This is a genomic window from Schaalia sp. JY-X159, from assembly GCF_014525425.1.
In the GTDB taxonomy this organism is placed as follows: domain Bacteria; phylum Actinomycetota; class Actinomycetes; order Actinomycetales; family Actinomycetaceae; genus Scrofimicrobium.
In genome coordinates this window covers 335,959-359,599 of record NZ_JACEXI010000003.1, presented here as the reverse complement: position 1 = coordinate 359,599, position 23,641 = coordinate 335,959, and the positions used below count along the sequence as shown (strand labels likewise).

Sequence of the window (23,641 nt, the reverse complement as noted above, 5' to 3'; positions counted from 1 at the left end):
TGCTATGCCCCTTCCTGGCTGGACTTGCGGCCAATGGACTGCGGCTGGTCGACAATGTGGTCAACAAAGCCGTACTCCAGCGCCTCTTGCGCAGTAAACCACTTGTCACGATCGAAGTCGCGGTCAATCTGTTCGACGGTCTTGCCGGTCCGGTCCGCAATGATCTCAGCCAGTTCCTTCTTCATGTGAAGGATCAGGTCGGCGTTAATGCGAATGTCGGTGGCAGATCCGCCAGCACCACCGGAAGGCTGGTGCATCAAGACACGCGTGTGGGGCGTTATGTAACGTTTGCCGTTGGTTCCCGCCGTCAATAGGAACTGTCCCATGGAAGCGGCAAGTCCCATACCAACCGTTGCAATGTCGGGCTTCACGTACTGCATGGTGTCGTAGATTGCCATACCGGCGGTCACCGAACCGCCCGGGCTGTTGATGTAGAGGTAGATGTCTTCATCCGGGTTCTCTGCGGCCAAGAGCAGAAGCTGCGCACAGATTGCATTTGCGCTGTCATCACGCACTTCGCCACCGAGCCAAATGATGCGCTCTTGAAGCAATCGCTGGTAGACATTGTCATTCAGACCCATACCGGACTCGTTTGGTCCCGCACTGGTCGGTTGAAGCGTAGTCATAGGAACTCCGTATCTAAACCTAAGGACGAGGACGGAGGGCCACACCCTCCGCAACTATCCCCAAACTAGTCGCGGCCGCTCCACAATTCTGCATTAGCCGCGATCTTTTCGCTGTTGGCGCACCATAGCAAAGGGCCGCGAAGACCAATGTCCCCGCGACCCTTCGTTGAGCAAACGCCCGGCTCGTTAAGCCTCTTCGTCGGCCTCGTCTGCAATGTCCTCAATGTCGATTGCGAACGTACCCTCTTCTGCCGGGGCTTCCGGAGCTTCCTCCTCAGCCTGGGAAGCATCGGCGGTGAAGGCTGTCATGTCCACGACCTCACCGGAAGCATCCTTGACGACCGTGTCGCCCAGCACCGAAACAAGGGCCTTGGTGCGGGCCAGTTCGGAGTAGAGATTCTGAATCTGCGCCTGGTCCTGCAGCATCGTGCCCAGGTCCATCCCGTAGGTCTGAGCCGTGTGCATCATAAAGTCGATCAGCTCCTGCTGGGAGACCTCAACCTCGCGCCCCTCAACCAGAGTATCCAGGAAGACCTGCTGACGAATATCAGCCTCGATGCGCTCACGGACTGCCGCGCGTGCTTCCTCATCGGTGTCCTCTTCAACCCGGCGGGCCACCTCAGCCTCAAGGACGGCCTCCGGCAGCAGGATCTCGGCCTCGGCAATCAACTGCTCAAGGAGACGATCACGGGCCTGAAGCGCCTGCGCGCCCTTCTTGCCTTCACGGACGGTGTTGACCGTGTCGGCCCGAAGTTCTTCTGCCGTGTCGAACTCAGAGACCATCAGTGCGAAGTCGTCATCTACGTCAGGCAGCTCGCGTTCCTTGACAGCAGTGACCTTGACGTCGATGACCGCCTCGGATCCAGCGAACTCGCCGCCGGCAACCTCAGAGGTGAAACGGATTTCGTCACCAGCGGAAGCACCGCGCAACGCTTCATCCTGGCCCGGAAGCATCGAGCCGGAGCCCAGTTCGTAGGAAACATCAGACAGTGAATCAATCTCTGTCTCCCCAACGTTTGCAACCAGATCCAGTGTCAGGTAGTCGCCATCCTCAGCAGGGCGATCCAGGTTCTTCAAGGTCGCGAAACGGCCCCGAAGAGAGTCAAGCTCTGCATCCACGTCCTCGTCCGAAACCTCAATGTCGTCAACTTCTACGACACGATCGGAAAGGCTGGGCAGTTCAAACTCCGGAACGACGTCCATGTTTGCGGTGAAAACCAAAGCGCCGCCAGGCTCTCCCTCAGTTGCGGGGATTTCCTCAACCTCAATCTCTGGCTGGGCCAGAGGGCGCAACTTGTTCTCGACGATTGCATTGTTCAGCTGCTCAGGGACGACCTGGTTGACCACCTGCTCAATAACGGCGCCGCGACCAAAGCGCTGGTCAATGATGCGTGGAGGGATGTGACCCTTCCTGAAGCCGGGGATGTTCACCTGGCCCGCGATCTCCTTGTATGCCTCTGCCATGAAAGGCTTGAGTTCGTCGTAATCGACCGTAACTGTCAGACGGACCTTGGTCGGCTCGAGATTCTCAACGGTGCTCTTCACGCGTTACACTCCCACGAAATAGATTTTGCACCCGGCCACTTTCGCGAACCGGAATGCGCTGATTCTGGCGAGCAGACATGCTCGCAACCCCGCCAATACTACGGCAGTTTCCCCAATGAAGCCTAAGGACTGCAGCGGGCTGTGGCGCAGGCAACTGGATCGAGGGCGACGCGCGCAGGAGATGCGCGCTATAGTGTTCTGGTTGCAGACGCACGAGTTGCGGATGCGATGCGGGTGTAGCTCAATGGTAGAGCCTCTGCCTTCCAAGCAGATGGTGCGAGTTCGATTCTCGTCACCCGCTCCACTTCATGTTCATACAGCCTGCTTCACGGCTCAAGGTAACAGTTCGGTCACAGCCCAAAAATCTGCACCCACATCTCTTGCATTTCTTTAGTTAGTAAACTTTACTAACTATATGCAGCGAAGCACATACGAGCCCTCAGCGGCCAGCGCCAAGGGAACATCCCCGCAGGTCGCAACTGGCGACAACGAGGGGGCATCCCCGCAAGTCGCAACCGATGCCATGGCAACAGCGCAGTCCCCCCGGGTCCTTCCCGACTCCTGGCGCGTTTCCTTCTCCACTGGCAAGACCAAGTCCCTCCCAGCCGAGGCCAGAACCCGCAACCTCGCGCTTGTTCTGCAAACCATTTACGCCGATGGTCCCCTCAGCCGGGCAGACCTAGCCCGCGCCACCCACCTCACCAAGGTGACGATCTCAGACCTGGTAGCGCGGCTGATGGGCGACGGCCTCGTCCAGGAGGTCGGCGCGGACCAATACCTCCGCCCAGGCAAGCCCGCGGTCCTCCTCGACCTCGTCAAAGACGCATTCGCTGTCGGCTGCCTCGACCTCTCAGACGGCAACACCTTCAAAGCCGCGCTCTTCGACCTCAACTTTACAGAGCTCAAGCGCATTTCCGTTTCCCGGGTTGGCAAGCGTGGCACCGACGCCCTTGAGGCCGCCCTCGATCTGGCCACAGAACTGGTGAAAGCCTCAACTCTGCCGGTGATTGGACTCGGGGTTGGCAGCCCCGGCGTGGTTAGCGCCGACGGGATGGTGCGCACATCGATGAGCCTGGGTTGGACCGACATTCCACTGGCCTCCCTCATTGAAGAACGCACGGGCATCCCCACCATCGTTGAGAATGACGCAAATGCCGCAACCATCGCGGAAAGCGCGGCGCGGCAAGATAACGAAGACCTGCTGTTCGTCTCGGTTTGGTCGGGCATTGGGGCCGGCCTCGTCCTCGACGGCGGGCTTCTGCGGGGCCAGAGTTTCGCCTCGGGCGAGATTGGGCGTCTCACAGTCGGCCCTGGTGACACCTCACTGGAGGAATGGATTTCCCTTCCCGCCCTCGACCACCGCCTCGGTGAGTCCGAGGACGCAGACGCGGTCTTCACAGCTGCGGGCGAACACCTCGCAGTCGCCCTCGCCCCAATAGTCGCCATGCTGAACCTGACCACGGTGGTCCTCAACGGGCCAGATGACATAGTCACCGGCCCCTTTATAGAAGCCACCAACCAGAGCCTTCGAGCACGAACCATGAGCTTCTCGAACGAAGGTCTCCAGGTCGCCCCCTCCCAACTTGGCACCGACGTGGTGCTGCTGGGGTGTGCATGGCTGGCCCTCAACCGATTCCTCGAAAACCACAACAACCGCTAGATGCACAGAGATTGCAACACTGAAAGGAAGCACAATGAAACGCAGGGCCCTAGGTCTAGTGGCTGCGGGTGTCGCCGCCATGACCGCGCTAGCAGCCTGTGGGGGGACCCCCGCAGAAACCCCGTCGAGCAGTACGGATTCTGGCAGCGAAAGCTCCGATAGCGCCGGGAAGGAAATCACCCTGTGGCTGATCGGCGGGGACACTCCCGATGAGCTGCGGGACTACCTCAAGAGTGAGTTCAACACTGCCACTGGAGCAACGCTGACCATCGAGGAGCAGGGCTGGGGTGACATCATCACCAAGTTGACGGCAGCCATGCCCGACCCGGCCAACACTCCGGACGTCACCGAAATCGGCAACACACAGTCGCCAACTTTTACCAATGTCGGTGCGTTCCTAGACATCACCGATATGTATGAGGAGCTCGGTGGCTCCGACCTTCTCCAGTCCTTCGTCGATGTCGGCAAGGTCGGCGACCAGAACTTCACACTCCCCTACTACTTCGGTTCGCGCTACATGTTCTACCGCAAGGACATCTGGGCAGCCGCAGGCCAGGAGGTGCCAACAACACTTGACGAGTTCAACAAGGCGGTAGTTGCCATCACAGAGGCGAACCCGAACAACATCACTGATTTCTCAGGATTCTTCCTGGGCGGCCAGGACTGGCGTGACGGGATCTCCTGGATCTTTGCTAATGACGGCAACATTGCAGTGGACGAGGGCGGAACGTGGAAGGCAACGCTGGACAGCCCTGAAACACTGAAGGGCTTGGAGCAGCTCCAGGACCTCTACCGCAATGCGTCGCGAGCACCCAACGACATGAAGGATGCCAACCAGTACCAGTTCATCAATGACACTGATGAGGTCAAGGATGGCGACGGCAATACCACCGACACCATCACTGTCGCAGCAGCAACGATCATGGCTCCGGGATGGGCACACTGGTCCATCGGCGACCTCGTCGAAAATGACGAGGGCGAAATGGTTCGCGAATGGAACGACGACGTCTTTGGCACCTTCGTTCTACCGGGCAACGATGGCAAACCTGCCCCGGTTTTCGCGGGTGGTTCCAACATTGGCATTTCGGCTCAAACTCAGGAGCCAGAACTTGCTAAAGAACTCATGAAGATCATCTTCTCTGAGGAGTACCAGACCATGCTGGGCCAGAACGGCCTCGGCCCTGGCAACAGCAAGTTCGTTGATTCCCTCGGTGACGACCAGTTCGCCCAGGCCCTCATCGCCTCGGCTTCCAACTCGAAGCTCACCCCCGCAGCCCCGGGTTGGGCAGCAGTTGAGTCAGCCAACGTGATGGAGGAGTTCTTCTCAAAGATTCGCGATGCAGAGGACCTGAACGCCCTCGCCCTCGAATACAACGAGAAGCTTGACGCCCTTCTCAACGAGTAGTGCGCCGGTGGGGTGACGAGCAGCCTCGCGTCGCCCCACCACTCCCGTCGACCAAAGTGAAACAGACGAAGAGAAGAAGATGACCGCACAGTCAACCACAGGCCAGGAGCAACGGCGCACCCCCCTGCTCCAACGGCTCAAGCTCGGACCCTACCTGCTGATCACGCCGGCGATACTGGTCATCCTGTTGGCCCTGGGTTATCCACTGGTGTGGCAGTTTGTCACGTCCTTGCAGAAGTATGGACGTGCCCAGGTCTTTGGACAGCCACCAGAGTTCGTTGGCCTCCAGAACTACGTTGATCTGTTTACCGACTCCTACATGTGGGTTGTAGTGGGACGGTCTGTTGCCTTCTGCCTCATCGTTGCAGCAGCCACCATGTTTGTCGGGGTCCTCATCGCCCTGTTGATGCGGTCGGCTCCCAAGTGGGTGCGCCTCTGTATTCAGATTTCCCTGCTCCTCGCCTGGGCCATGCCGGTTGTGGCGGCTATGACTATTTGGTCATGGCTCTTCGACTGGAGGCGCGGCCTAGTGAACTGGGTTCTTGGAACCTCGGGACACAACTGGCTAGAAAATCCGCTCTCCTTCTTCATGGTTGCAGGCATCATCGTGATCTGGATGAGCGTCCCCTTCGTTGCCTTCTCCGTCTATGCCGGCCTCACCCAGGTGCCCAACGAGGTGTTGGAAGCCGCCGCGATGGATGGTGCCTCACCACTCCAGCAAATGTGGAGCATCATCATGCCGATGATCAAACCTGTCCTCGGCATCGTCTTCCTGCTACAGATCATCTGGGATCTGCGCGTGTTCACGCAGATTTACATGCTGCAGGGCCAAGGTTCCAATCCCTCGGAAACCAATCTGCTCGGCACCTACATCTACCAACTCGGCGTAGGCCGCGGGGACTTCGGGACCGCAAGCGCCGTGTCGATCTTCGTCCTCGGCCTCACCGTGCTGCTCAGTTGGGGTTACGTCCGTTACCTGATGAAAGAGGAGTCCGACGCATGACCACCACGACCGTCACCGCCAGCCCGCGCCGCAATCGTCGTGTCAAACCCGCCAAAGTACTGTGGGGGATTCTTGGCATACTGGTCGCTTTGGTGTGGGTTTTTCCGGTCTACTGGATGGTGAATTCCGCCTTCCTCCCCGCAGTTGTCTTGGAGCGCACCGTTCCAACCCTGACCCCGTTCGGCGGCTCGTGGAAGAATTTTGTCTCGGTCCTCTCGAGGGGATCCTTTCAGCAGGCGCTAGGCATTTCAGTCGCCGTCGCCCTCGTGACTGTCACCGTTTGCCTTATCTTTGCTTTTCTTGCGGCTCTTGCCATCAGTCGCTTTAGATTCCGAGGACGTAAATCGTTCATCCTCGCGGTACTGCTGATTCAGATGCTCCCCGCCGAAGGCCTCTTTATCGCCCAGTACCGCCTGGTGAAGTCGCTGGGTGAGAACGTCAGCCCCGTGATCGGCCTGAACTCGATTCTCGGGCTGTCGCTCATCTACACGGCCGCGGTCATTCCATTTACCATCTGGATGCTGCGCGGCTTCGTGGCTGGTATTCCTGTTGACCTTGAGGAAGCGGCCATGGTTGACGGTCTGAGCCGAACGCAAGCATTCCTGCGCATTACCTTCCCTCTTCTCGCTCCCGGCCTCGTCGCATCGGGCGTCTACGCTTTCCTGCAGGCCTGGAATGAGTTCACCGTCGCCCTCATCATCATGCAGAAGGAGTCGATGGCGACCCTTCCCCTGTGGCTGCGTGGCTTCCTGACGTCCTCGGCATCGCGACAGACCGACTGGGGTGAGGTTATGGCGGCAAGCACGCTGGTCGCGGTGCCCGTGATCATCTTCTTCCTGTTGGTCCAAGGTCGCATGACTTCCGGCCTCGTCTCTGGCGCCGTGAAGGGATGAGTACGGCGGCGGCCGAGGATCGCGAACTACGCCGTCTGGCCCTGTCGGTCCTCATGCCCGGTCTACCAGGAACGGTGGTTCCCAACTGGCTGGGGCGCTACTTCGAACAGGGACTGGCGTCAATCTGCCTCTACGGGGAGAACGTGGTCTCGCCCGACCAGTTGGCGGAGTTCGTCACTGAGATCCGGAATATCCGACCGGATGTGGTCATAGCGATCGATGAAGAGGGTGGCGATGTCACCCGCATCCACTACCGTGAAGGATCGCCATATCCGGGCAATGCCGTCCTCGGACGTCTTGATGACGAGGACGTAACGCGCAATACTGCGGCCCATGTCGGTTGGTCACTGCGCAAGCTTGGCATCAATCTGGCTTTAGCCCCTGATGTCGATGTCAACTCGAACTCGGACAATCCGGTCATCGGCACCCGTTCTTTCGGGGCGGACCCCGATCTGGTTGCCCGTCACGCGGTGGCGTGGGTGCAGGGTCTGCAGAGTCAGGGCGTGGCAGCCTGCGCGAAACACTTCCCGGGACACGGGGACACCTCGGTGGACTCTCATCTCGGTCTCCCCCGTCTTGACGTTTCTATGAGAACGCTTCAGAGCCGGGAACTCATTCCCTTCCAAGCGGTTGCGAATGGCGGAGTTGCCGCGGTGATGACGTCTCACATCTGCGTGCCAACCCTTGATCCGAGTGTGGCTGCCACCTATTCGCGCAAGATCCTCCAGGAGCTGCTCCGGGAGCAAATCGGGTTCGAGGGCGTGGTAATCAGTGATGCCCTGGATATGCAGGGTGCCGGTGACGAGGGCGGAATACCCGCTGGATCGGTCCGCGCACTGGTCGCCGGCTGCGACCTCCTCTGCCTCGGCCCGCACTGCTCCCCAGACCTGTTGGAGCAGTGTGTTGAGTCAATCATCGGCTCAGTTGAGGACGGTCGGCTCCAGCGGGACAGGCTGGGGAGTGCCTCGCTGCGGGTTGGCAAACTCGGCCATTCGTTCGCTATCGACGGCAAAGAGAATCCTGGCCCGCAACCACCTCTTCCGCCACCGGGAGTTGTGTCAACGGCATTCGCGGGACTCGAAGAAGCTCGCGAATGGTTAAAGGTGCACCCCGACTTCGTGGTTGCGCGAGTTGAAACCCAAGTGTCAATGGCTGTCGGCCACGTTCCCTGGGGCCCATTCTCTCCGACTTCAGAGGCTGCCAACGACGCTGTTCGGGCGCGTTTTGCTGAGCCGATTCTCCTCAGTCCCGCGGCTCTCCCTGATGATGCTCCGACCCAGTCGCCGATGGTGGTAGTTGGGCGTCTGCTACACCGTGATCCTGAAGTTGGTGAAGCACTTCGGCGCTGGTCCGATAGTGGCACGCAGATTCTGCTGGTGGAAATGGGGTGGCCTGGTGATCGCAATCCACCGTTCCCCCAGCTGTCGACCTATGGTGCTTCCAAGACGGTTGGTGAAGCGCTGCTTGACGCCCTCTCAAGTTAGTCACGAACTGCGCTGAATCACGGTGGTGGTGTGTCCCTCATTCGAGGGCGGAGCAGCAACTTCGGTGGCAGGGCCTCCTTCAAGAATCTGCTGCATCAGCGAGTACCGGTACGCCATCTCATCCGCGGGCAAGACCGCCCCTTCCGCTAGCCCGCCGATCAGCGGCCGCACCACGTGGCCTGCATCGACCGTGACTGCCAACCACTCCGCAGAGACGACCCGCGCAGGCTCGCCTTCGTCCTTGACTCCATGAAAGATACCGAACATGCCGGTCGACGACTCGGTTGAGCCCGTGGCGTCCCGAGTTTGGTTGGAGATGAAGTTACCCATTCCGTATGCCACCCACATCCCGTTTCCGTTGGGACCACCCTCGAGCAGCGCCATGGGACGAGGCACGTGAGCATGGTGAGCGACATAGATGTCGACGAGGCCGGATGCTGCCAACGCCGCCGCTGTCTCCTCTTGAAATGGCTCGGCAGCGGTGTTGTACTCCGCCTCGCAACAATGCAGTGTGGCAACGACGATATCGGCCCCATCTGCGCGGGCCTGTCGCGCGCGCTCCTCGATAACTGGGATGTCGATCATTTGGATCGCCCATGGAGCCTCTTCGGGGATCGGAAGACCGTTCGTATTGTGAGCAGCCGCAATGTGGGCGACGGTGACCTTCTGCCCGTTACCTTCGATGGTGTACAACTGTGGCTGCCGTGCTTCCTCTGCTGTTCGTGCTGTCCCGACGTGTCCGAGTCCAGCCGCCTCCAGGAAGTCAATTGTGTTCACAACCCCTGCGAAGCCTTGGTCCAGAGAATGGTTGGACGAGGTCGAGCAGCCGTCCCACCCGGTCGCCGCCATGGAGTCCGCTAGATCACGTGGCGTCCCAAAGATTGGGTAGCCCGAGGGTGCCTGGTCGCGTGGAACCATGGCCGTCTCCATGTTGCACAGCGCAATATCTGAACCTGCAATGAAGGGCGCAACAGGCTCCATCAGTCGGCTGAAGTCCCAACTTTCCCCATTCCATGCCGAATCCGCCACCGGCATGTGGATCAACATGTCACCACCCGCAGAGATCGTGAAGTCCAATGGCTCGAGCGGCGCCGGCTCCTGGGCCTCGCTCTGAGGGGCCGGTTGCGCTTCTTGCTGTGATTGTTCGGGCTCGCTGCCTTCAACCACCAGGATCGGCTGTTCCCAGGGCTTCAGGACCGCAAGCACAACCGCGAGGACAATAATCAGAACGACGCTCGCAACCATCGCGAACCTCGCGGTCATGGTTCTTCCAGGGGACGGACGTTGGTTTCGAGCGTGTCTTGGTTCCATTTTCCCTCCGTTTGCCAGCGATCATCCTATCTAACACCGTCTTGAAATACTTAGAAATCTCGGGAGGGCTCTGGGCATACCTAGCGTACCTATACTGAATCGGTGACCTTGCATGAACCACCCGCTGACACTCAGGGGCTAAACCTCTGCTCCCTGGCGCCCGCCGTGCACCAGGTTCTCAACAACAACGTTGTCGTAATCCTTGACGATTCCGGCGTCGAGAGGGTTCTCATGGGGCGCGGCCTGGGGTTCAAAGTACGTCCCAAGGATTTGGTTGATGTCGACAAGGTAGAGAAAACATTTGTGCTGGAACGCGGTGAGAAGGGTGAGTCTCAACGCCTCCTCCTCCAGGATGCACCCTATGAAGTCCTCTCTGCGGCAACGGCTGGGGTTGGCGCCGCAGAGAAGTGCATGGGTCGCAGTCTCGGTCGATCGATCACCCTTGCCGTCATAGACCACCTCCAGTACCTCCTCGAACGCATGGATAAAGGGCTGACCATATCCACATCGGCGATGCCCGAGCTGCGGGTTATTCACCCGGAAGAGTCACGGGCAGGTGTGGCGATGATTCAGGCCGTCTCCCAAGTACTCGGCAGGGAGCTACCCGAGGACGAGGGCGTCTTCCTCACCATGCACATTCTCAACGCCACGCGAGATGAGCCGGGTCGCAACAGTGCGCTCCTGTTCTCACGCGTCCACCAGGTTGTGTCCACGATTGAAGAGTCCCTGACTGACCGCGGCTCACCTGGCCTTGACCATTCCTCCATGGACTACGCCCGGTTTGTTCTGCACATCAAGTTCCTCATCCAACGGGTCCTCGAGGGAACAATGCTGCGCGGCAACCACTCGGCGATGTACGAGGTCGCCAGTAATTCCTATCCTGGGTCGCACGCCCTCGCGCTAGAAGTGAAGGGAATGGTGGCATCCAAGTGGGAGGTAGAGCTAACCGATGAGGAGCTGCTCTACCTGATCGTCCACATCGAACGCCTCTCAACCACGACCGAATAACCGTGGCACAGTTCACCCGATACGGTACGCTGTTGCTGTGTTAGATTCTTCGTGTGAGTCCAACCAGTCTTGGTTGAGATAAACAGTTCTTCAAGGATTGTTACCAGAGCAGCGGGCAAAACCTGAACCCATCAGCCATCCATGGCTGTTGCCGGTTCAGGTTTTTTTGTCGCCTGAAACGCCTCCTTGGGGCCCGACAACTCGTCGCATTGACGCGGCGGAAAGGTGAAACACAGTGGACTACAAGAAGACAGCGGCTGGCATTCTGGAAAGCGTGGGCGGTGAGGCCAACGTTCAAGCGCTGACGCATTGCGCGACGCGCCTGCGCTTCGTGCTCAAAGACCAAGACAAGGCCGATGCAACTAAGGTGCGCGCGGTTCCGGGCGTCATCACAACCGCCGTTGGTGGCGGTCAGTTCCAGGTTGTTGTAGGCAACGAGGTGCCCGAGGTCTTTGCGGCCATGGGGACAATCTCCAAATTCGGGGGAAGCGGAGACGCTTCTGAGCCAGCCGAGGACGCGCCTAAGGGCAACCTCCTCAACCGCTTCATCAAGATGATCTCCGCCATCTTCACGCCGCTGATCTGGGCGCTGGCTGGCACCGGATTGCTGAAGGCGTTCATTGCTGCTTCTGCCCAGTTCGGCTGGATCGACACTGAAAGTTCGACGTACACTGTCCTTTACGCGCTCTCTGATTCGTTCATCTACTTCTTGCCGATGGGTCTAGCGATAACAGCCGCAAGGTACTTCAATGCCAACCAGTTCACGGCACTTGCTATGGCCGGAGCACTGGTCTATCCCAGCATCATTGAGCTCAATGGCGTCGAAGGCCTGACTTTCTTTGGCATTCCTATGGTCATGGTGTCATACGTATCCTCGGTCATTCCAATCATCATTATGGTTTGGCTCCAGTCCTGGATGGAAAAGTACCTCTACAAGTGGCTCCCCGCCGCAATACGGCGCTTCACGACCCCAATGATCATTCTCCTCGTCCTTGTTCCTCTGACATTCCTGGCCATTGGCCCGGTGTCTTCCTTCCTTTCTGGCGCCATCGCGGATGGTATTGGCTGGGTGTTCGCAGTAGTTCCATGGCTGGGCGGGGCTCTTCTGGGTGGCCTATGGCAGGTGTTCGTTATCTTCGGCTTGCACTGGGGCTTTATCCCCTTCTTTAGTCTGGAGCTGCAGGAGACCGGCATCATCACGATTCTTGCTCCGCTGTTCGCAGCCGTCCTGGCCATGGCAGGCGCCATCGCAGGTGTTTGGGTGCGAACAAAGAACAAGAAGCTACGTGAACTTGCGGCACCCGCAACCCTGTCAGGCTTCCTTGCGGGTATTACAGAGCCCGGCATCTATGGCGTAACGCTGCCCCTCAAGAGACCCTTTGCCTTCGCCCTAGTTGGTGGAGCAGTCGGTGGTGCCATCATCGCCATCGGTGGGGGCGCATCGAACGCATTTGTGCTTCCGTCTGGCTTGGCAATACCCGCACTTTTGGGCCATGGAAACATCGCAATGACACTGATCGGCATTGTATCCGCCATCCTGATTGCCTTCCTCCTCACCGTCCTCGTCGGGTTCAAAGACCCAGCAGAAGATGCGGAAGCCCCCGCCGAAGGCAAGGATCTGAGCGTCCTCTCCCCTCTCGACGGCACCGTTATGCCACTTGCTGACATTCCTGACGCGGCATTTGCTGGCGGCGCCATGGGCCAAGGTGTTGGCATTGACCCACGCACTGGAGTTCTTTTCGCACCGTTTGACGCCACCGTCATCGTTGCCTTCCCCACCGCTCACGCGATCGGGTTGCGCGCAGCAGACGGCACCGAGCTGCTGTTGCACATCGGCCTCGACACGGTGGAGCTGAAAGGCCAGCACTTTGACCTCAAGGTCAAGCGTGGCCAGGAAGTTGCCGCGGGTGACGTCCTCGTCGAATTCGACATCGAAGCCATCAGGGCTGCCGGGTACAGCATGGTCACGCCGGTTATCATCACGAACTCGGCAAAACACGTGATCGTCGGCGAACCGGCGACCGGACCAATCAACCACGGCGACCCACTGTTCTACGCAGAGGCCGTCCAACCCGCAGTAGCAGCCAACTAACCACCATAGGAGAAAGATATGACGACACCATTTCCGACAACATTCCTGTGGGGTGGCGCCACTGCTGCCAACCAGCTCGAGGGAGCCTATAACGAAGATGGCAAGGGCCTGTCCGTCCAGGATGTGCTCCCCCACGGCGGAATCGGTAAACCACGCACCGACGTGCCTACCCCTGACAACCTGAAGTTAGTCGGCATCGATCACTACCACCGCTACGCCGAGGACGTTGAGCTGTTCGCTGAGATGGGCTTCGGTGTCTACCGCTTCTCGATCGCCTGGTCGCGGATCTTCCCAAATGGGGACGAAGAAGAGCCAAATGAAGAGGGCCTCGCCTTCTACGACCGTCTCCTGGACGAACTCGAGAAGCATGACATTGAGCCCCTGGTCACCATCTCTCACTACGAGACCCCGCTGCACCTTGCGGAGAAGTACGACGGTTGGACTAATCGAGAGCTGATCGGGTTCTATGAACGCTACGTGCGCGTCTTGTTCGAGAGATACGGAAAGAGGGTCAAGTACTGGCTGACCTTCAATGAGATCAACTCACTCACCCATGCTCCGTTCATGAGTGGTGGCATCGCTACCCCCAAGGACGAGCTGGATGAAAGTGCTCTCTACCAGGCGATGCATCATGAACTGGTGGCATCGGCACTGGCCACCAAGATTGGTCATGAGATGGTCCCGGGAATCCAGATCGGGTGCATGATCCTTGCGATGCCGACCTATCCACTAACACCGGCTCCTGCGGATGTCTTCGCTGCGATGGAAGCCGAACACGGCAACTATGTCTTCGGGGACATCCACGTGCGTGGCGCCTACCCGGGATACTTCCTGCGCACCCTGCGCGAACGTGGTATCACTCTCGAGATCACCCCGGAGGACACAGAACTCCTCAAGAACACTGTCGACTTCGTGTCGTTTAGCTACTACATGAGCGTGTGTGCAACGGCAGATCCCAGTGTGAACAAGGGCATCGGTAACCTCCTGGGTGGTGTTCCCAACCCAACGCTGGAGGCAAGCGAGTGGGGCTGGCAGATCGATCCAGTTGGCCTGCGTATCGTCCTCAACGACTTCTGGGAGCGTTGGCAGAAGCCGCTGTTCATTGTTGAGAACGGGCTCGGCGCCAAGGACGTCCTCGTCGAAGTTGATGGTGAGAAGACTGTCGTTGATGATTACCGCATCGACTATCTTCGTCAGCATCTAGTCCAGGTTGGTGAAGCGATCAAGGACGGGGTTGACGTCCTCGGCTACACCAGTTGGGGCTGCATTGACCTAGTCAGTGCCTCCACCGCTGAGATGAGCAAGCGTTACGGCTTCATCTACGTTGATCGCAACGATGACGGCTCCGGGACCTTGGAGCGCTACAAGAAGAAGTCCTTCAACTGGTACAAGGAAGTCATTGGCAGCAACGGTGAGAGCCTCTACATCTAGGTAGGACCCGCCCCGCGAAATCGCTTAACTCCGACACAAAACACTGTTATCAGGGCCAAAGCTGGCAGAGTTAAGCGATTTCGCGGGGCGCTAGTTCTTCGGCGAGGTCTTCCTCCACCAGATCGCCAGGATGACCAGTGCCACCACGACGATTGCTCCCATATCAACCCAGATGTTGGCGAGCAGGGAGCTCTGCCCCTGCAGCCAGGCGGAGACACTGGTCGGCAGCAATGACGGCATGCTCACCAGGCCGTTGGTGACCCAGAAGAGAACACCCACAGCTGCGATCAGCAGGCCAGCGAAGACTGAGGTGGTGTGGAACTCGCGACCGAGGAACGTGAATGTCCTTCCTCTCAGCAATCCCTTAGTGCGGGCACTCATCTTGTCCCACAGGGCGGCAATGACCAGCAACGGCACAACCATTCCAGCACCGTACATGGCGAGCAAGATGCCAGCGGTCACCATGCTCCCCTGGGCCGCGGCCATCGTAAGAACTGCCCCCAGTATCGGTCCCGCACAGAAGCCAGCCACACCGCTTGCCATCCCGAGGAGGAACGATTTGACCAGGCCGGCGCTGTTCGTGGCACGGCGGTCCAACTCTTTGCTGCCCGGCAACAGACGCGACGCGTCAAACCCGAACCCGAAGATCTGCAGCACACCGAAAATGATCATGATTGCAGAGGCCACGGCAATCACCGCGGTGCGATGGGTAACGAAAAGGCTCCCCAGCGCTCCCGCGCCAATGCCAAGGGGCACCAGGATTACGAGCAACCCGGCGTAAAACACTGCCCCATGCAGTGCCAACCGCGGGCCAGCTCCTACCGTCGAGGCAAAGAATGCCGGCAACAGCAGTGCCCCACAGGGACTGAGGATTGCAAGTGCACCACCCAAGAAGGCAGTAACCAACCCGATATCCACAGGTCTAGCCCTGCTTCGTCGCTAAGACGTCCTCGAACGTGGACGTAAATACCTCGGTTGGTTGGGCCCCCACTATCGGAACCCCTCCCAGAGTAAAGGTCGGAGTTGAGGTGACCCCCACCCCGGTTGCCATTGCGGCGTGTTCCGCTACGACCGCAGCGGTTTCCGGGGATGTCAGGTCTGCCGCGAACCGGGTGGTGTCAAGGCCGAGGTCGCCAGCCAACTCGATCAGAGCCTCATCTGTCAGGCTGCTCTCCGGGAGTTTGTCTCCCCCGGGAAAGAGCGCGTCGTTGTACTCGAGGAAGTGGCCCTGCAGAGCAGCTGCGTAGGCTGCGCGCGCGGCGGCCTCGGACGAGGCCCCAAAGATGACTGCGTCACGCCACTCAATACGAAGCAGCCCCTGATCCACATACTCCAACATCGTCGGCAGCGTGTCGTTGTTCCAACGCCCGCAGTAGGGACACTGGTAGTCAGAGAAAACGACCATGCCAATCGGCGCGTCAACAGCACCAACCGCAAGCGGGTCGTCTGGGTCGCGCGTTTCAAGCAGTGTCAGATCTTGGGCCTCTTGGGCGCCCTCATCCGCGGTTGCTTGAGGGTCTGCTTCGGTGGTCTCTGCCAAGACGACCTCGGACTGTGGCGCAACGGCACCCCCCGCTGCAGGAGCCTTCCCTATGGAGCTGCCTTGCATAAGCCATGCGATAACGAGCAACAGTACCGCGACAGTCAGAACCAACAGCGGAACAACAAATCGGGGAACCGAGTTCTTCTTAGGCTCAGTACTCAAAGCGATCCTCCAGAAACTAGATTGCGTAACCTTCATCTTCGCAGGCTTTCACGAGGGCGATCCACTGGATGAGGACGATACGCGCCACACTTGACCCGCGTCTAGCATGATTCTGTGTCTCTCCGCAGTTCAGCATTGCCTACCTTCGCCTTGCTCGCAGTCACGGCGGTGTGGGGTTCAACCTTCTTCCTTCTCAAGGACCTGGTCCAGCAGATGCCTCCGTTGGACTTTCTTGGGGCGCGCTTTGGCCTGGCCGCTGCGATAGTTGTCCTCTTCCAGTTCTCAAGATTGCGACGTGCGAGTCGGCAGGATTGGCTGCGCGGCGGCGTCCTCGGTCTTCTCTACTCCAGCGGCCAGCTGCTCCAGACGGTTGGATTGCAGTACACCGATGCATCGATATCGGGGTTTGTTACGGGAATGTACGTGGTCTTCACTCCACTCCTCCTGGCCGCAATGTTCAGAGTCCACATCAGCGGGAGGGTGTGGATTGCGGTTGCCGTTGCAACGGTAGGTCTGGGTTTCCTAAGCATCACGGGGGTCCCATTTGTGGGCCCGGGCGTATCGCTTGGGTTCGGCGAGGCCCTGACGCTTGGCGGAGCGTTTTTCTACGCCTTGCACATCGTCTTCCTCGGGCGGTGGGCCCGCCACAGTGATCCCCTCACACTAGGGCTGCTGCAGATTGTTTGCGCGGGAGCCATTCTGGGTGCCGCAGCACTGCCCGGCGGTATCGCCATGCCACAGACAGTTGGCGCGTGGAGCAGCTTTCTCTATATGGCGGTGATTGCGGGACTTGGCGCACTGTTGCTACAGACATGGGCTCAGTCGCGGTTGGATACAACAACAGCAGCAATCGTCATGACCACCGAACCCGTTTTTGCTGCAGGGTTTGCCATCGCGTTTGGTGGCGAGGCACTAACCACGCGCCTCCTGCTGGGCGGTGCGCTCGTTCTCGCAGCCATGTTTCTTGTCGAGACCAAAGAACCCCCACCCAAGTCGCCTGGGCCTCTTACCGAGCCAATCGTTCAAGCCCCCAGCGAACGAGGCCGCGCGCAGCCATCAGCGTGACCACCAACCCGGTCACGGCCAAGAACCCTCCCAGCATTACCGAGCTGCCAAACACCAGCTTCGTGAGCCAGAGAACCAGAAACTTGCTGCCCGGAAGGATCAGAACCAGCGTCACTATGAAGACGGCACGCCCCGCGATGGAGTCGGATCGGACATACGGAGCCCATTGGGGCATACGGAGCCGACTAGGCCCAGATTGCCCACAATCACACCGTTATGCAAGCCTAGTCGGCTCGCTATGGCCAGACCCGCTCCGTAAAGAGCAACCCCTCTGACCCGCATTCTTGCAGATCAGAGGGGTTGATGGTCGGGGCGACAGGATTTGAACCTGCGACCCCCTGTTCCCAAAACAGGTGCGCTACCAAGCTGCGCCACGCCCCGAACTATTTTCGGTCCCGACCTGGGCCAGAACCTGCGGCACTCTCACGACTGCCGACGACCATCATACCGGCAATGGGACCGAAGTCTTGCACCAGAAATCGCCGGGTCGGTCACAAAGTAGATCACATCCAGAAATCAACCGCCGCACGTTCAGAAACAACCGCGCGCATCTGCCTGACGACTTCCAGGTGGGCGGGATGGACAGCGTATGCCTGCATGTCCTCTTCAGTTTCAAAGTCAACGACCAAGCCGAAGTCCCAGTTGCCCTCAGCGTTGACGCAGTTTGGGCCCACTGTCAGCGAGATGATCCCCGGCACCACCCCAACCAGGTCCGCTAGTGCATCGGAAAGTGTCTGCGCAACATCCTCACGCCGCAAACCCGAACCGATCAGTTCGCCTGAGATCTTCCACATAACAACATGTCGCAACATGACGCTCCCTTTCAAGGTTGATACCCACCACTTTACAGAGCGACGGAAGCACCTGGCGATGCGCTCAGAAAGCACGGCCCAAACCTCTATTCTGAATACCCTGGCGAGTATATGATTCGACCAGCACTATCAACGGGGAGGGTAGATGAAGAACATCGTTGTTCTGGGCGCGGGAACAGCCGGCACAATGGCGGCAAACATGCTTACTAAAGAGAAGGTCTTCGAGAACTGGACCATCACCGTCGTTGACAAAAACAACGACCACGAATACCAGCCAGGATTCCTCTTCGTGCCCTTCGGGATGATGCCAGCAAAGCGCATCACGAAGTCCCGCAGAAAGTTCTTGCCGAAACGCGCCGCTTTCGTCCAAGAAGATGTTGTCGCGATAGATCGCGATGCGCAGGTGGTCGTCCTCGAATCCGGAGAGCGACTGCCCTACGACCAGCTCATCATCGCCACCGGCACCGTTCCGCGCCCCGACCTCGTACCCGGAATGGAAGACGGCTCCCTGTGGTACGACAAGGTTTTCGACTTCTACACCCTGAAGGGGGCTGAGGGGCTGAAGGCAGAGCTCAAAGAACTCAAGCGAGGGCGCCTCGTCGTCAACGTCTGCGAAATGCCCATCAAGTGCCCTGTCGCACCACTGGAGTTCGCATTGCTAGCCCAGGACTACCTCCGCAAACGAGGCCGCGGCTTCGACGTTGACGTCGTCTTCGTGACTCCGTTGGATGGCGCGTTCACCAAACCCGTGGCATCTGAGGCGCTTGGGCACCTGCTCGCTGAACGTGGCATCGAAGTCGTTACGGACTTCCAGATCGAGAGCATCGATAACGAACGCGCCGAGCTTGTTTCCTACGATGGGCGGCGCGTACACTTCGACCTTCTGGCAACGGTACCCCCGAACCACGGGTCCAAGGTTGCTGCAGATAGTGGGTTGGCTGATGAGGCCGACTTTATCGAAGTCAACAAGCACACCCTTCAGGCTGTGGCGGACCCGAACGTGTGGTGCGCTGGGGATGCCACCAATGTGCCGACCTCAAAAGCCGGGTCCGTTGCACATTTCGAGATGGACGCCCTCGTCCCCAATCTGGTGGCAGCGGTTCAAGACCTTCCGCTCACCCACAGCTTTGATGGTCACGCGAACTGCTTCATTGAGTCAGGACGTGGGGAAGCGTTGCTCCTGGACTTCAACTACGACCAGGAGCCTCTACCGGGACGTTTCCCGATCTACGGCGTCCCCGCCCTACGCCTGTTGGGCCCGTCGTACCTGAACCATGCCTCAAAGATGGGGTTTGAGTTGGTCTATTGGAACATGTTGCTACCCGGGCGGCCGCTACCGTTTTCTGCGGATATGAAGATGGATGGAAAAATTGTTCCCGAGGACGCTCGCTAGTCGGATTTTGGCGCATACAGAAGAGGACAAATCATGCCAACCAATACTTTTCTCGGGCGACTGATCGAGGTCGACAAGGAAGGGTTTCTTACTGTTCCCGACCAGTGGGATGAGGACCTTGCAGCCGTCTTCGCACAGAAAGCCGGGGTGGAAGAACTGACGGACGAACACTGGCGTGCGATCAGGTTTGTACGCGAGGACGCCCTCAAACAGGGCCAGTCCCCCACCCTGCGGCGCATGCAGCAGGTCGGCGGTTTCGACATCAAGACACTGTTCACACTGTTCCCCGGCAAGCCCGCAAAGAAGCTGGCTTACATTGCGGGACGATCCAAGCCCACGGCATGCGTGTGACTGTCGCCCCTAACTGACGCTTTGAAAGGAAGAGATTATGCCGATTGATGAAGAGGGCAACCTGATCCCCGACTTTGGTGGTGGCAGCAACCAAGAGAAATCACAGGTAGGCGAGGGCGGAGCATCCTCGCCTGGATCCTCGGGACCGCGCAAGATGTGCTTCATCTGCTCCAAAGGAAACTTGGATATGGCCTATCCAGCACTGATCATGGGCAATGCCGCGCTTAGCGAGGGAATTGAAGTCGACTATTTCTTTACGTTCTGGGGATTGGACATCATCGATGTCAGGACGATGGATGACCTGAAGTTCTCCTACGCTGGCAACACCGCAATGCACATGCCGCAGATGGAGCGGTTCGTTGGCGGCGGTGCGACGATGGGGTTCCCGCAGATGCTTGCCGGAGTTCCTGGGATGACTGCATTCGGCACCAAGATGCTCAAGTCAATGATGGCTGAACAGGACATACCCACCATTCCCGAGTTCTTAGACCACCTGTCAGCAATGGGCGCACACATGTATGCCTGCCAGCTCTCTGCAGAGATGATGCAGGTCAAGAAACCAATGCTGCATCCGGGTGTGGAGGGGATCATTTCGGCCGCTGACTTCATTGAGTTGTCCGAGGGCGCGCAGATCATCTTCGTCTAAGGCAGGCAAGTGCCCGCACCCCAAGGGGATGCGGGCACTAAAACCCGGTGGAACTACTCACCCTCAGGCAGCATCGCCAGCAGATCCTTCGCGGCCTGCTCAACTGCACCGTGGTGGTACTGAGCGGCACGTTCCTGAGCGGCAATCAGGCCCGAACGGTAGACCTTATGGAAGTCGCCATACGGGAAGCTGTAGACAGACTTTTCGTTGTAGGAACCGCCGACCTTGACACCAAGGTGCCAGTTGCCGTAGGCCTTCATGCCATGCTCACGAACAAAATTATCCTGCTCGTTGGTGTCAGGGTTGACCTGATCCCAGTCTCCGTGCTGGTCGAGGACGTAGCGTCCGTCCTCGATCAGCTGACGGGCAAACTCAACTGCCTCTGGGTTCGCATCAATTGCCATGGTGTTTCCCTTCCTAGGGATAGAGTCGACTTGGATTCAGTCTACGACTTGGTGGGATGTATTGTCTGGTCGGGTTCCCTTGCGAGGAACTCCCAGAGTCCCATTCCTCTTCGCTATTCGGCCGTGTCTTGTGCCGCCCGTTGAAGTCTCCCGTAGGCCATGGCTGCCAGCGCCGCCGCCTGATCACCTAGAACTGCATCATCGAAGATGACGCGGGGTGAGTGGTTGAACTCCGTCGGATAACCAGCCAATTCGGGGGGCGTGGTGAACAACCCCACGAAAGTACCCGGCACTTCCTGTAGGACAAAAGCGAAGTCTTCAGAGCCCATCATGGGGGAAGGGATAATCGCTACCCTCTCATCACCGAACTGGCTGCGCATGTCCACGACCGCATCCTCGGTGGTGAGGTCATCGTTAATCGTCGAGGGATAAAGGACTAGGAACTCGTAGTCCGCATCGCACCCATATGCTGCTGCCGTTGAGCGAACCACCTGCTCCAAGCCCTCACGAACCTGCGCGAGTGACTGGGCGGTGAGCGTACGGATCGTCGCACCCAAGGTCACTGCGTCAGGAATTACGTTGACCGCGTTCTCTCCGGTACTTAGCTGCGTCACAGATACGACCACTGGATCGAAAGCGTTCATCATGCGAGTCACGTAAGACTGAATGGCCAAGATGACCTGGGCCGCAACTGGCACGGGGTCGAGGGCTAGATGGGGAGAGGACCCGTGACCGCCACGTCCCCTGATCGTCACGTACATCTGGTTAGACCCGGCTGTTGCACAACCGTTCTTTGTTGCAAACACTCCGCGGGGGCCGGGTCCAACATGGATCGCGTAGGCCGCTATGGCACGTTCGCCCGATGCGTCAAGAACACCCTCGTCAAGCATGATCTGAGCCCCGCCTTTACCCTCTTCACCCGGTTGGAACATGAATACAACATTTCCGGGCAAATCATCCTGGTGGGCGCTGAGCAGTCTTGCAGCACCAACCAGTCCTGCGGTGTGCAGGTCATGTCCGCACGCATGCATGGTGTCCCCCGTAGAGGCAAAAAACAGACCGGTCTGCTCGTGCATTGGGAGACCATCCGTGTCTCCCCGGAGCAACACTGTTGGGCCCGGCTTGCCACCGCGTAGCACCGCCGTCACGCTAGACAGTCCCCTACCCAGGGTTATCTCCAACGGCAGCCCCTCAAGTGCATCAAGGATCTTGGCTTGGGTTTGGGGGTTGTCGAGGCCGATCTCCGGCTCCAAGTGGATGGCGCGCCGCAGACTAACCAGTTCGTCGCGGATTTCTGCGGCCTCGCCCGCGAAGTCAGGCAGTGCTACTTTGCGATCACTCATGGACTTGCTTTCTCTTGTCGGGTAGTTCAACCGTGGCCATCATGAGGGCTGTCAACAGGAACAGTGCAATGCTGATGGCCCAGATCATGGTGTATCCACCCAGCTCTGTCATGCGCTGCTCGTCGCGGAATGCAACCAGGACTTGCTTGAAGACGGCCCCACCAACCGCACCTCCCATTGCGAGAAGGGCGGAGTAGATGCCGTTGGCAATGCCGGTTCGACCGGCTGGCGCTGCGTGTGACACAAGGGCGGGAAGTGCGCCAACCAGGATGCCGAGGCCGAACCCAGTGAGTATTCCCGACACCCAGAACGCTGCAACCAGGTGCGGCATGGGTATCAGCAATCCCTGGCCAACGGCTCCCAACAGTGCCGCACCAAGCAGCGTGGTGCGCATACCCAGTCGGGCGGCAATGAAGGTTGACGCTAGGGCTCCAGCAGTCGCAAATACCAGCATTGAGGCGATCATTCCGGCAAGGACATCCGACGAGGCCGCAAATCCGTAGCCGTAGACTTCAGGGTCGCGGCTCAAGAAGTCCGCCAGGTTGGGCGGCGCGTCAATCATCACCGCGCCCATGGCAAAGGCCGCGACATAGAGAGGTCCCATCGACTTGGAAACAACCAGTCCAAAGTCAATGGCCGGGTCACTGGTCCTGCGTTCCCACCACACCCAGCCCACGAACAAGGCCACCGTCACTGCGAAGAGCGCCAATGAGGTCTTCGCATGTGAAGGTCCGATAAATGCGAGCGCCAAGATCAAGGCGACTAGGAAGGCGCCGAGGCCAACAAACCCAACCCAGTCGATTTTCCCGGCTGAGAGGCGCACGTCCTCGGGCAGTTTCAGAAAAACCACCAGGGCAGAGAGTGCAACCATCACAGAGGGAATGAGCAGTGCGGCCACGAGGCTCGACATGACATCCTGGGCGATACCCGCCGCCACTGTCCCGAGCACGATGCCACCCATCAGCGATGCCGAGATGATGCTGATTGATCTTGACGCGGACCCCCCGGCTGTTCGCACATAGATTATCGCGATCGCGAGTGGTAGCCACACTCCCAGCGGCCCGATAAAGATCCGCCCCAACAGCACAAGCGGATACGATGGAAATACCGCAATCATTATCGTTCCAAGCAGAACAGCAACAATCGCCACGCGTAGGACTGTGCGGGGCCCGTGAATGTCACCCAGCCGGGCCATCAGTGGTACCAGAACTGCCGCGGCCATGGCCTGCGCGGTTTGGAACCAGTTCATGGCTTCACCGGAGACGCCGACGTGCTTCGCGAGATCGGGAAGAAGTGGGGTGTAGAAGCCCTGCACGAAACCGCTGGTGAGCTCCACAAAAACCAGAAAGATCAGGACCGATCCGACGGCACTCTTACTCTTTATCCCACCGTCGTCCGGCTCTGGCGCAACTTGGCCCTGTGCATCTGATGTCATATACAGAGTTTAGGTCCCAGCACATGATG

21 protein-coding genes and 2 tRNA genes are annotated in these 23,641 nt (G+C 58.9%); 13 read left to right on the top strand and 10 right to left on the bottom strand.

What is annotated here, in order from left to right; translation table 11 throughout:
• Positions 1-2: 2 nt before the first annotated feature.
• Together IDL90_RS07185 and tig are read right to left on the bottom strand one after the other, a co-directional pair.
• The gene (locus IDL90_RS07185; RefSeq protein ID WP_182141094.1) at positions 3-626 is read right to left on the bottom strand and encodes a ClpP family protease; all 624 of its coding nucleotides are present in this window, start codon (positions 624-626) and stop codon (positions 3-5) included.
• Positions 627-812: 186 nt separating this feature from the next.
• Positions 813-2,171 (bottom strand): trigger factor, encoded by a 1,359-nt coding sequence (tig, locus tag IDL90_RS07180; RefSeq protein ID WP_182141095.1) that lies wholly within the window; start codon positions 2,169-2,171, stop codon positions 813-815.
• Between the two features lie 230 nt (positions 2,172-2,401).
• Here tig and IDL90_RS07175 point away from each other — a divergent pair.
• The 6 genes from IDL90_RS07175 to IDL90_RS07150 all read left to right on the top strand — a co-directional run bounded on the left by IDL90_RS07175 (position 2,402) and on the right by IDL90_RS07150 (position 8,616).
• Positions 2,402-2,475 (top strand) — tRNA-Gly (locus tag IDL90_RS07175).
• A 111-nt stretch (positions 2,476-2,586) separates the two neighbouring features.
• The gene (locus tag IDL90_RS07170; protein ID WP_182141109.1) at positions 2,587-3,831 is read left to right on the top strand and encodes an ROK family transcriptional regulator; all 1,245 of its coding nucleotides are present in this window, start codon (positions 2,587-2,589) and stop codon (positions 3,829-3,831) included.
• Between the two features lie 34 nt (positions 3,832-3,865).
• Entirely contained in the window at positions 3,866-5,236 is a 1,371-nt protein-coding gene (locus IDL90_RS07165; protein WP_182141110.1) for an extracellular solute-binding protein, read from the top strand.
• 79 nt (positions 5,237-5,315) lie between these two features.
• Entirely contained in the window at positions 5,316-6,239 is a 924-nt protein-coding gene (locus tag IDL90_RS07160; RefSeq protein WP_182141111.1) for a carbohydrate ABC transporter permease, read from the top strand.
• Entirely contained in the window at positions 6,236-7,132 is an 897-nt protein-coding gene (locus IDL90_RS07155) for a carbohydrate ABC transporter permease (RefSeq protein ID WP_182141112.1), read from the top strand. The genes IDL90_RS07160 and IDL90_RS07155 overlap by 4 nt, the downstream gene beginning before the upstream one ends.
• Positions 7,129-8,616, top strand: coding sequence for a glycoside hydrolase family 3 protein (locus IDL90_RS07150; RefSeq protein WP_187994911.1), 1,488 nt, complete (start codon positions 7,129-7,131; stop codon positions 8,614-8,616). Before IDL90_RS07155 ends, IDL90_RS07150 begins: the two co-directional genes overlap by 4 nt.
• On the opposite strand, the gene IDL90_RS07145 is transcribed toward IDL90_RS07150, so the two are convergent.
• Positions 8,617-9,927 carry a CapA family protein gene (locus tag IDL90_RS07145; protein WP_187994910.1) on the bottom strand — a complete coding sequence of 437 codons (1,311 nt, stop codon included), beginning with the start codon at positions 9,925-9,927 and terminating at the stop codon, positions 8,617-8,619.
• 102 nt (positions 9,928-10,029) lie between these two features.
• On the opposite strand from IDL90_RS07145, the gene IDL90_RS07140 reads away from it, so the two are divergent.
• From IDL90_RS07140 to IDL90_RS07130, 3 genes are all read left to right on the top strand, one after another.
• Positions 10,030-10,935, top strand: coding sequence for a PRD domain-containing protein (locus IDL90_RS07140; RefSeq protein ID WP_220458725.1), 906 nt, complete (start codon positions 10,030-10,032; stop codon positions 10,933-10,935).
• A gap of 235 nt (positions 10,936-11,170) precedes the next feature.
• Positions 11,171-13,027: a beta-glucoside-specific PTS transporter subunit IIABC gene (locus IDL90_RS07135; protein ID WP_182141115.1), complete on the top strand. Its 1,857-nt coding sequence runs from the start codon at positions 11,171-11,173 to the stop codon at positions 13,025-13,027.
• Between the two features lie 18 nt (positions 13,028-13,045).
• Complete coding sequence (locus tag IDL90_RS07130) at positions 13,046-14,458, top strand: glycoside hydrolase family 1 protein (protein WP_182141116.1); 1,413 nt, start codon at positions 13,046-13,048, stop codon at positions 14,456-14,458.
• A gap of 90 nt (positions 14,459-14,548) precedes the next feature.
• Here IDL90_RS07130 and IDL90_RS07125 read toward each other — a convergent pair whose 3' ends face one another.
• Together IDL90_RS07125 and IDL90_RS07120 are read right to left on the bottom strand one after the other, a co-directional pair.
• The gene (locus IDL90_RS07125) at positions 14,549-15,364 is read right to left on the bottom strand and encodes a cytochrome c biogenesis CcdA family protein (RefSeq protein ID WP_223175252.1); all 816 of its coding nucleotides are present in this window, start codon (positions 15,362-15,364) and stop codon (positions 14,549-14,551) included.
• Positions 15,365-15,380: 16 nt separating this feature from the next.
• A complete protein-coding gene (locus tag IDL90_RS07120) occupies positions 15,381-16,163 on the bottom strand; it encodes a DsbA family protein (RefSeq protein WP_220458726.1) in 783 nt (260 codons plus the stop codon).
• A gap of 114 nt (positions 16,164-16,277) precedes the next feature.
• Here IDL90_RS07120 and IDL90_RS07115 point away from each other — a divergent pair, with 114 nt between their 5' ends.
• Positions 16,278-17,228, top strand: a complete 951-nt coding sequence (locus tag IDL90_RS07115) for a DMT family transporter (RefSeq protein WP_182141119.1) — start codon at positions 16,278-16,280, stop codon at positions 17,226-17,228.
• Between the two features lie 304 nt (positions 17,229-17,532).
• Here IDL90_RS07115 and IDL90_RS07110 read toward each other — a convergent pair.
• Together IDL90_RS07110 and IDL90_RS07105 are read right to left on the bottom strand one after the other, a co-directional pair.
• A tRNA-Pro gene (locus tag IDL90_RS07110) sits at positions 17,533-17,609 on the bottom strand.
• Between the two features lie 122 nt (positions 17,610-17,731).
• A complete protein-coding gene (locus IDL90_RS07105) occupies positions 17,732-18,040 on the bottom strand; it encodes a Dabb family protein (protein WP_182141120.1) in 309 nt (102 codons plus the stop codon).
• Between the two features lie 145 nt (positions 18,041-18,185).
• On the opposite strand from IDL90_RS07105, the gene IDL90_RS07100 reads away from it, so the two are divergent.
• The 3 genes from IDL90_RS07100 to IDL90_RS07090 are packed head-to-tail and all read left to right on the top strand — an operon-like array spanning position 18,186 to position 20,430.
• A complete protein-coding gene (locus IDL90_RS07100) occupies positions 18,186-19,433 on the top strand; it encodes an NAD(P)/FAD-dependent oxidoreductase (protein ID WP_187994909.1) in 1,248 nt (415 codons plus the stop codon).
• 33 nt (positions 19,434-19,466) lie between these two features.
• Positions 19,467-19,784 carry a TusE/DsrC/DsvC family sulfur relay protein gene (locus IDL90_RS07095; protein WP_182141122.1) on the top strand — a complete coding sequence of 106 codons (318 nt, stop codon included), beginning with the start codon at positions 19,467-19,469 and terminating at the stop codon, positions 19,782-19,784.
• A 37-nt stretch (positions 19,785-19,821) separates the two neighbouring features.
• Complete coding sequence (locus IDL90_RS07090) at positions 19,822-20,430, top strand: DsrE/DsrF/DrsH-like family protein (protein ID WP_182141123.1); 609 nt, start codon at positions 19,822-19,824, stop codon at positions 20,428-20,430.
• A 53-nt stretch (positions 20,431-20,483) separates the two neighbouring features.
• On the opposite strand, the gene IDL90_RS07085 is transcribed toward IDL90_RS07090, so the two are convergent.
• From IDL90_RS07085 to IDL90_RS07075, 3 genes are all read right to left on the bottom strand, one after another.
• On the bottom strand, positions 20,484-20,834 hold the full coding sequence (locus IDL90_RS07085; protein WP_182141124.1) for a hypothetical protein: 351 nt from the start codon (positions 20,832-20,834) through the stop codon (positions 20,484-20,486).
• A 113-nt stretch (positions 20,835-20,947) separates the two neighbouring features.
• Positions 20,948-22,177: a M20 family metallopeptidase gene (locus tag IDL90_RS07080; RefSeq protein WP_182141125.1), complete on the bottom strand. Its 1,230-nt coding sequence runs from the start codon at positions 22,175-22,177 to the stop codon at positions 20,948-20,950.
• Complete coding sequence (locus tag IDL90_RS07075; protein WP_182141126.1) at positions 22,170-23,612, bottom strand: MFS transporter; 1,443 nt, start codon at positions 23,610-23,612, stop codon at positions 22,170-22,172. Before IDL90_RS07075 ends, IDL90_RS07080 begins: the two co-directional genes overlap by 8 nt.
• Positions 23,613-23,641 lie beyond the last annotated feature (29 nt).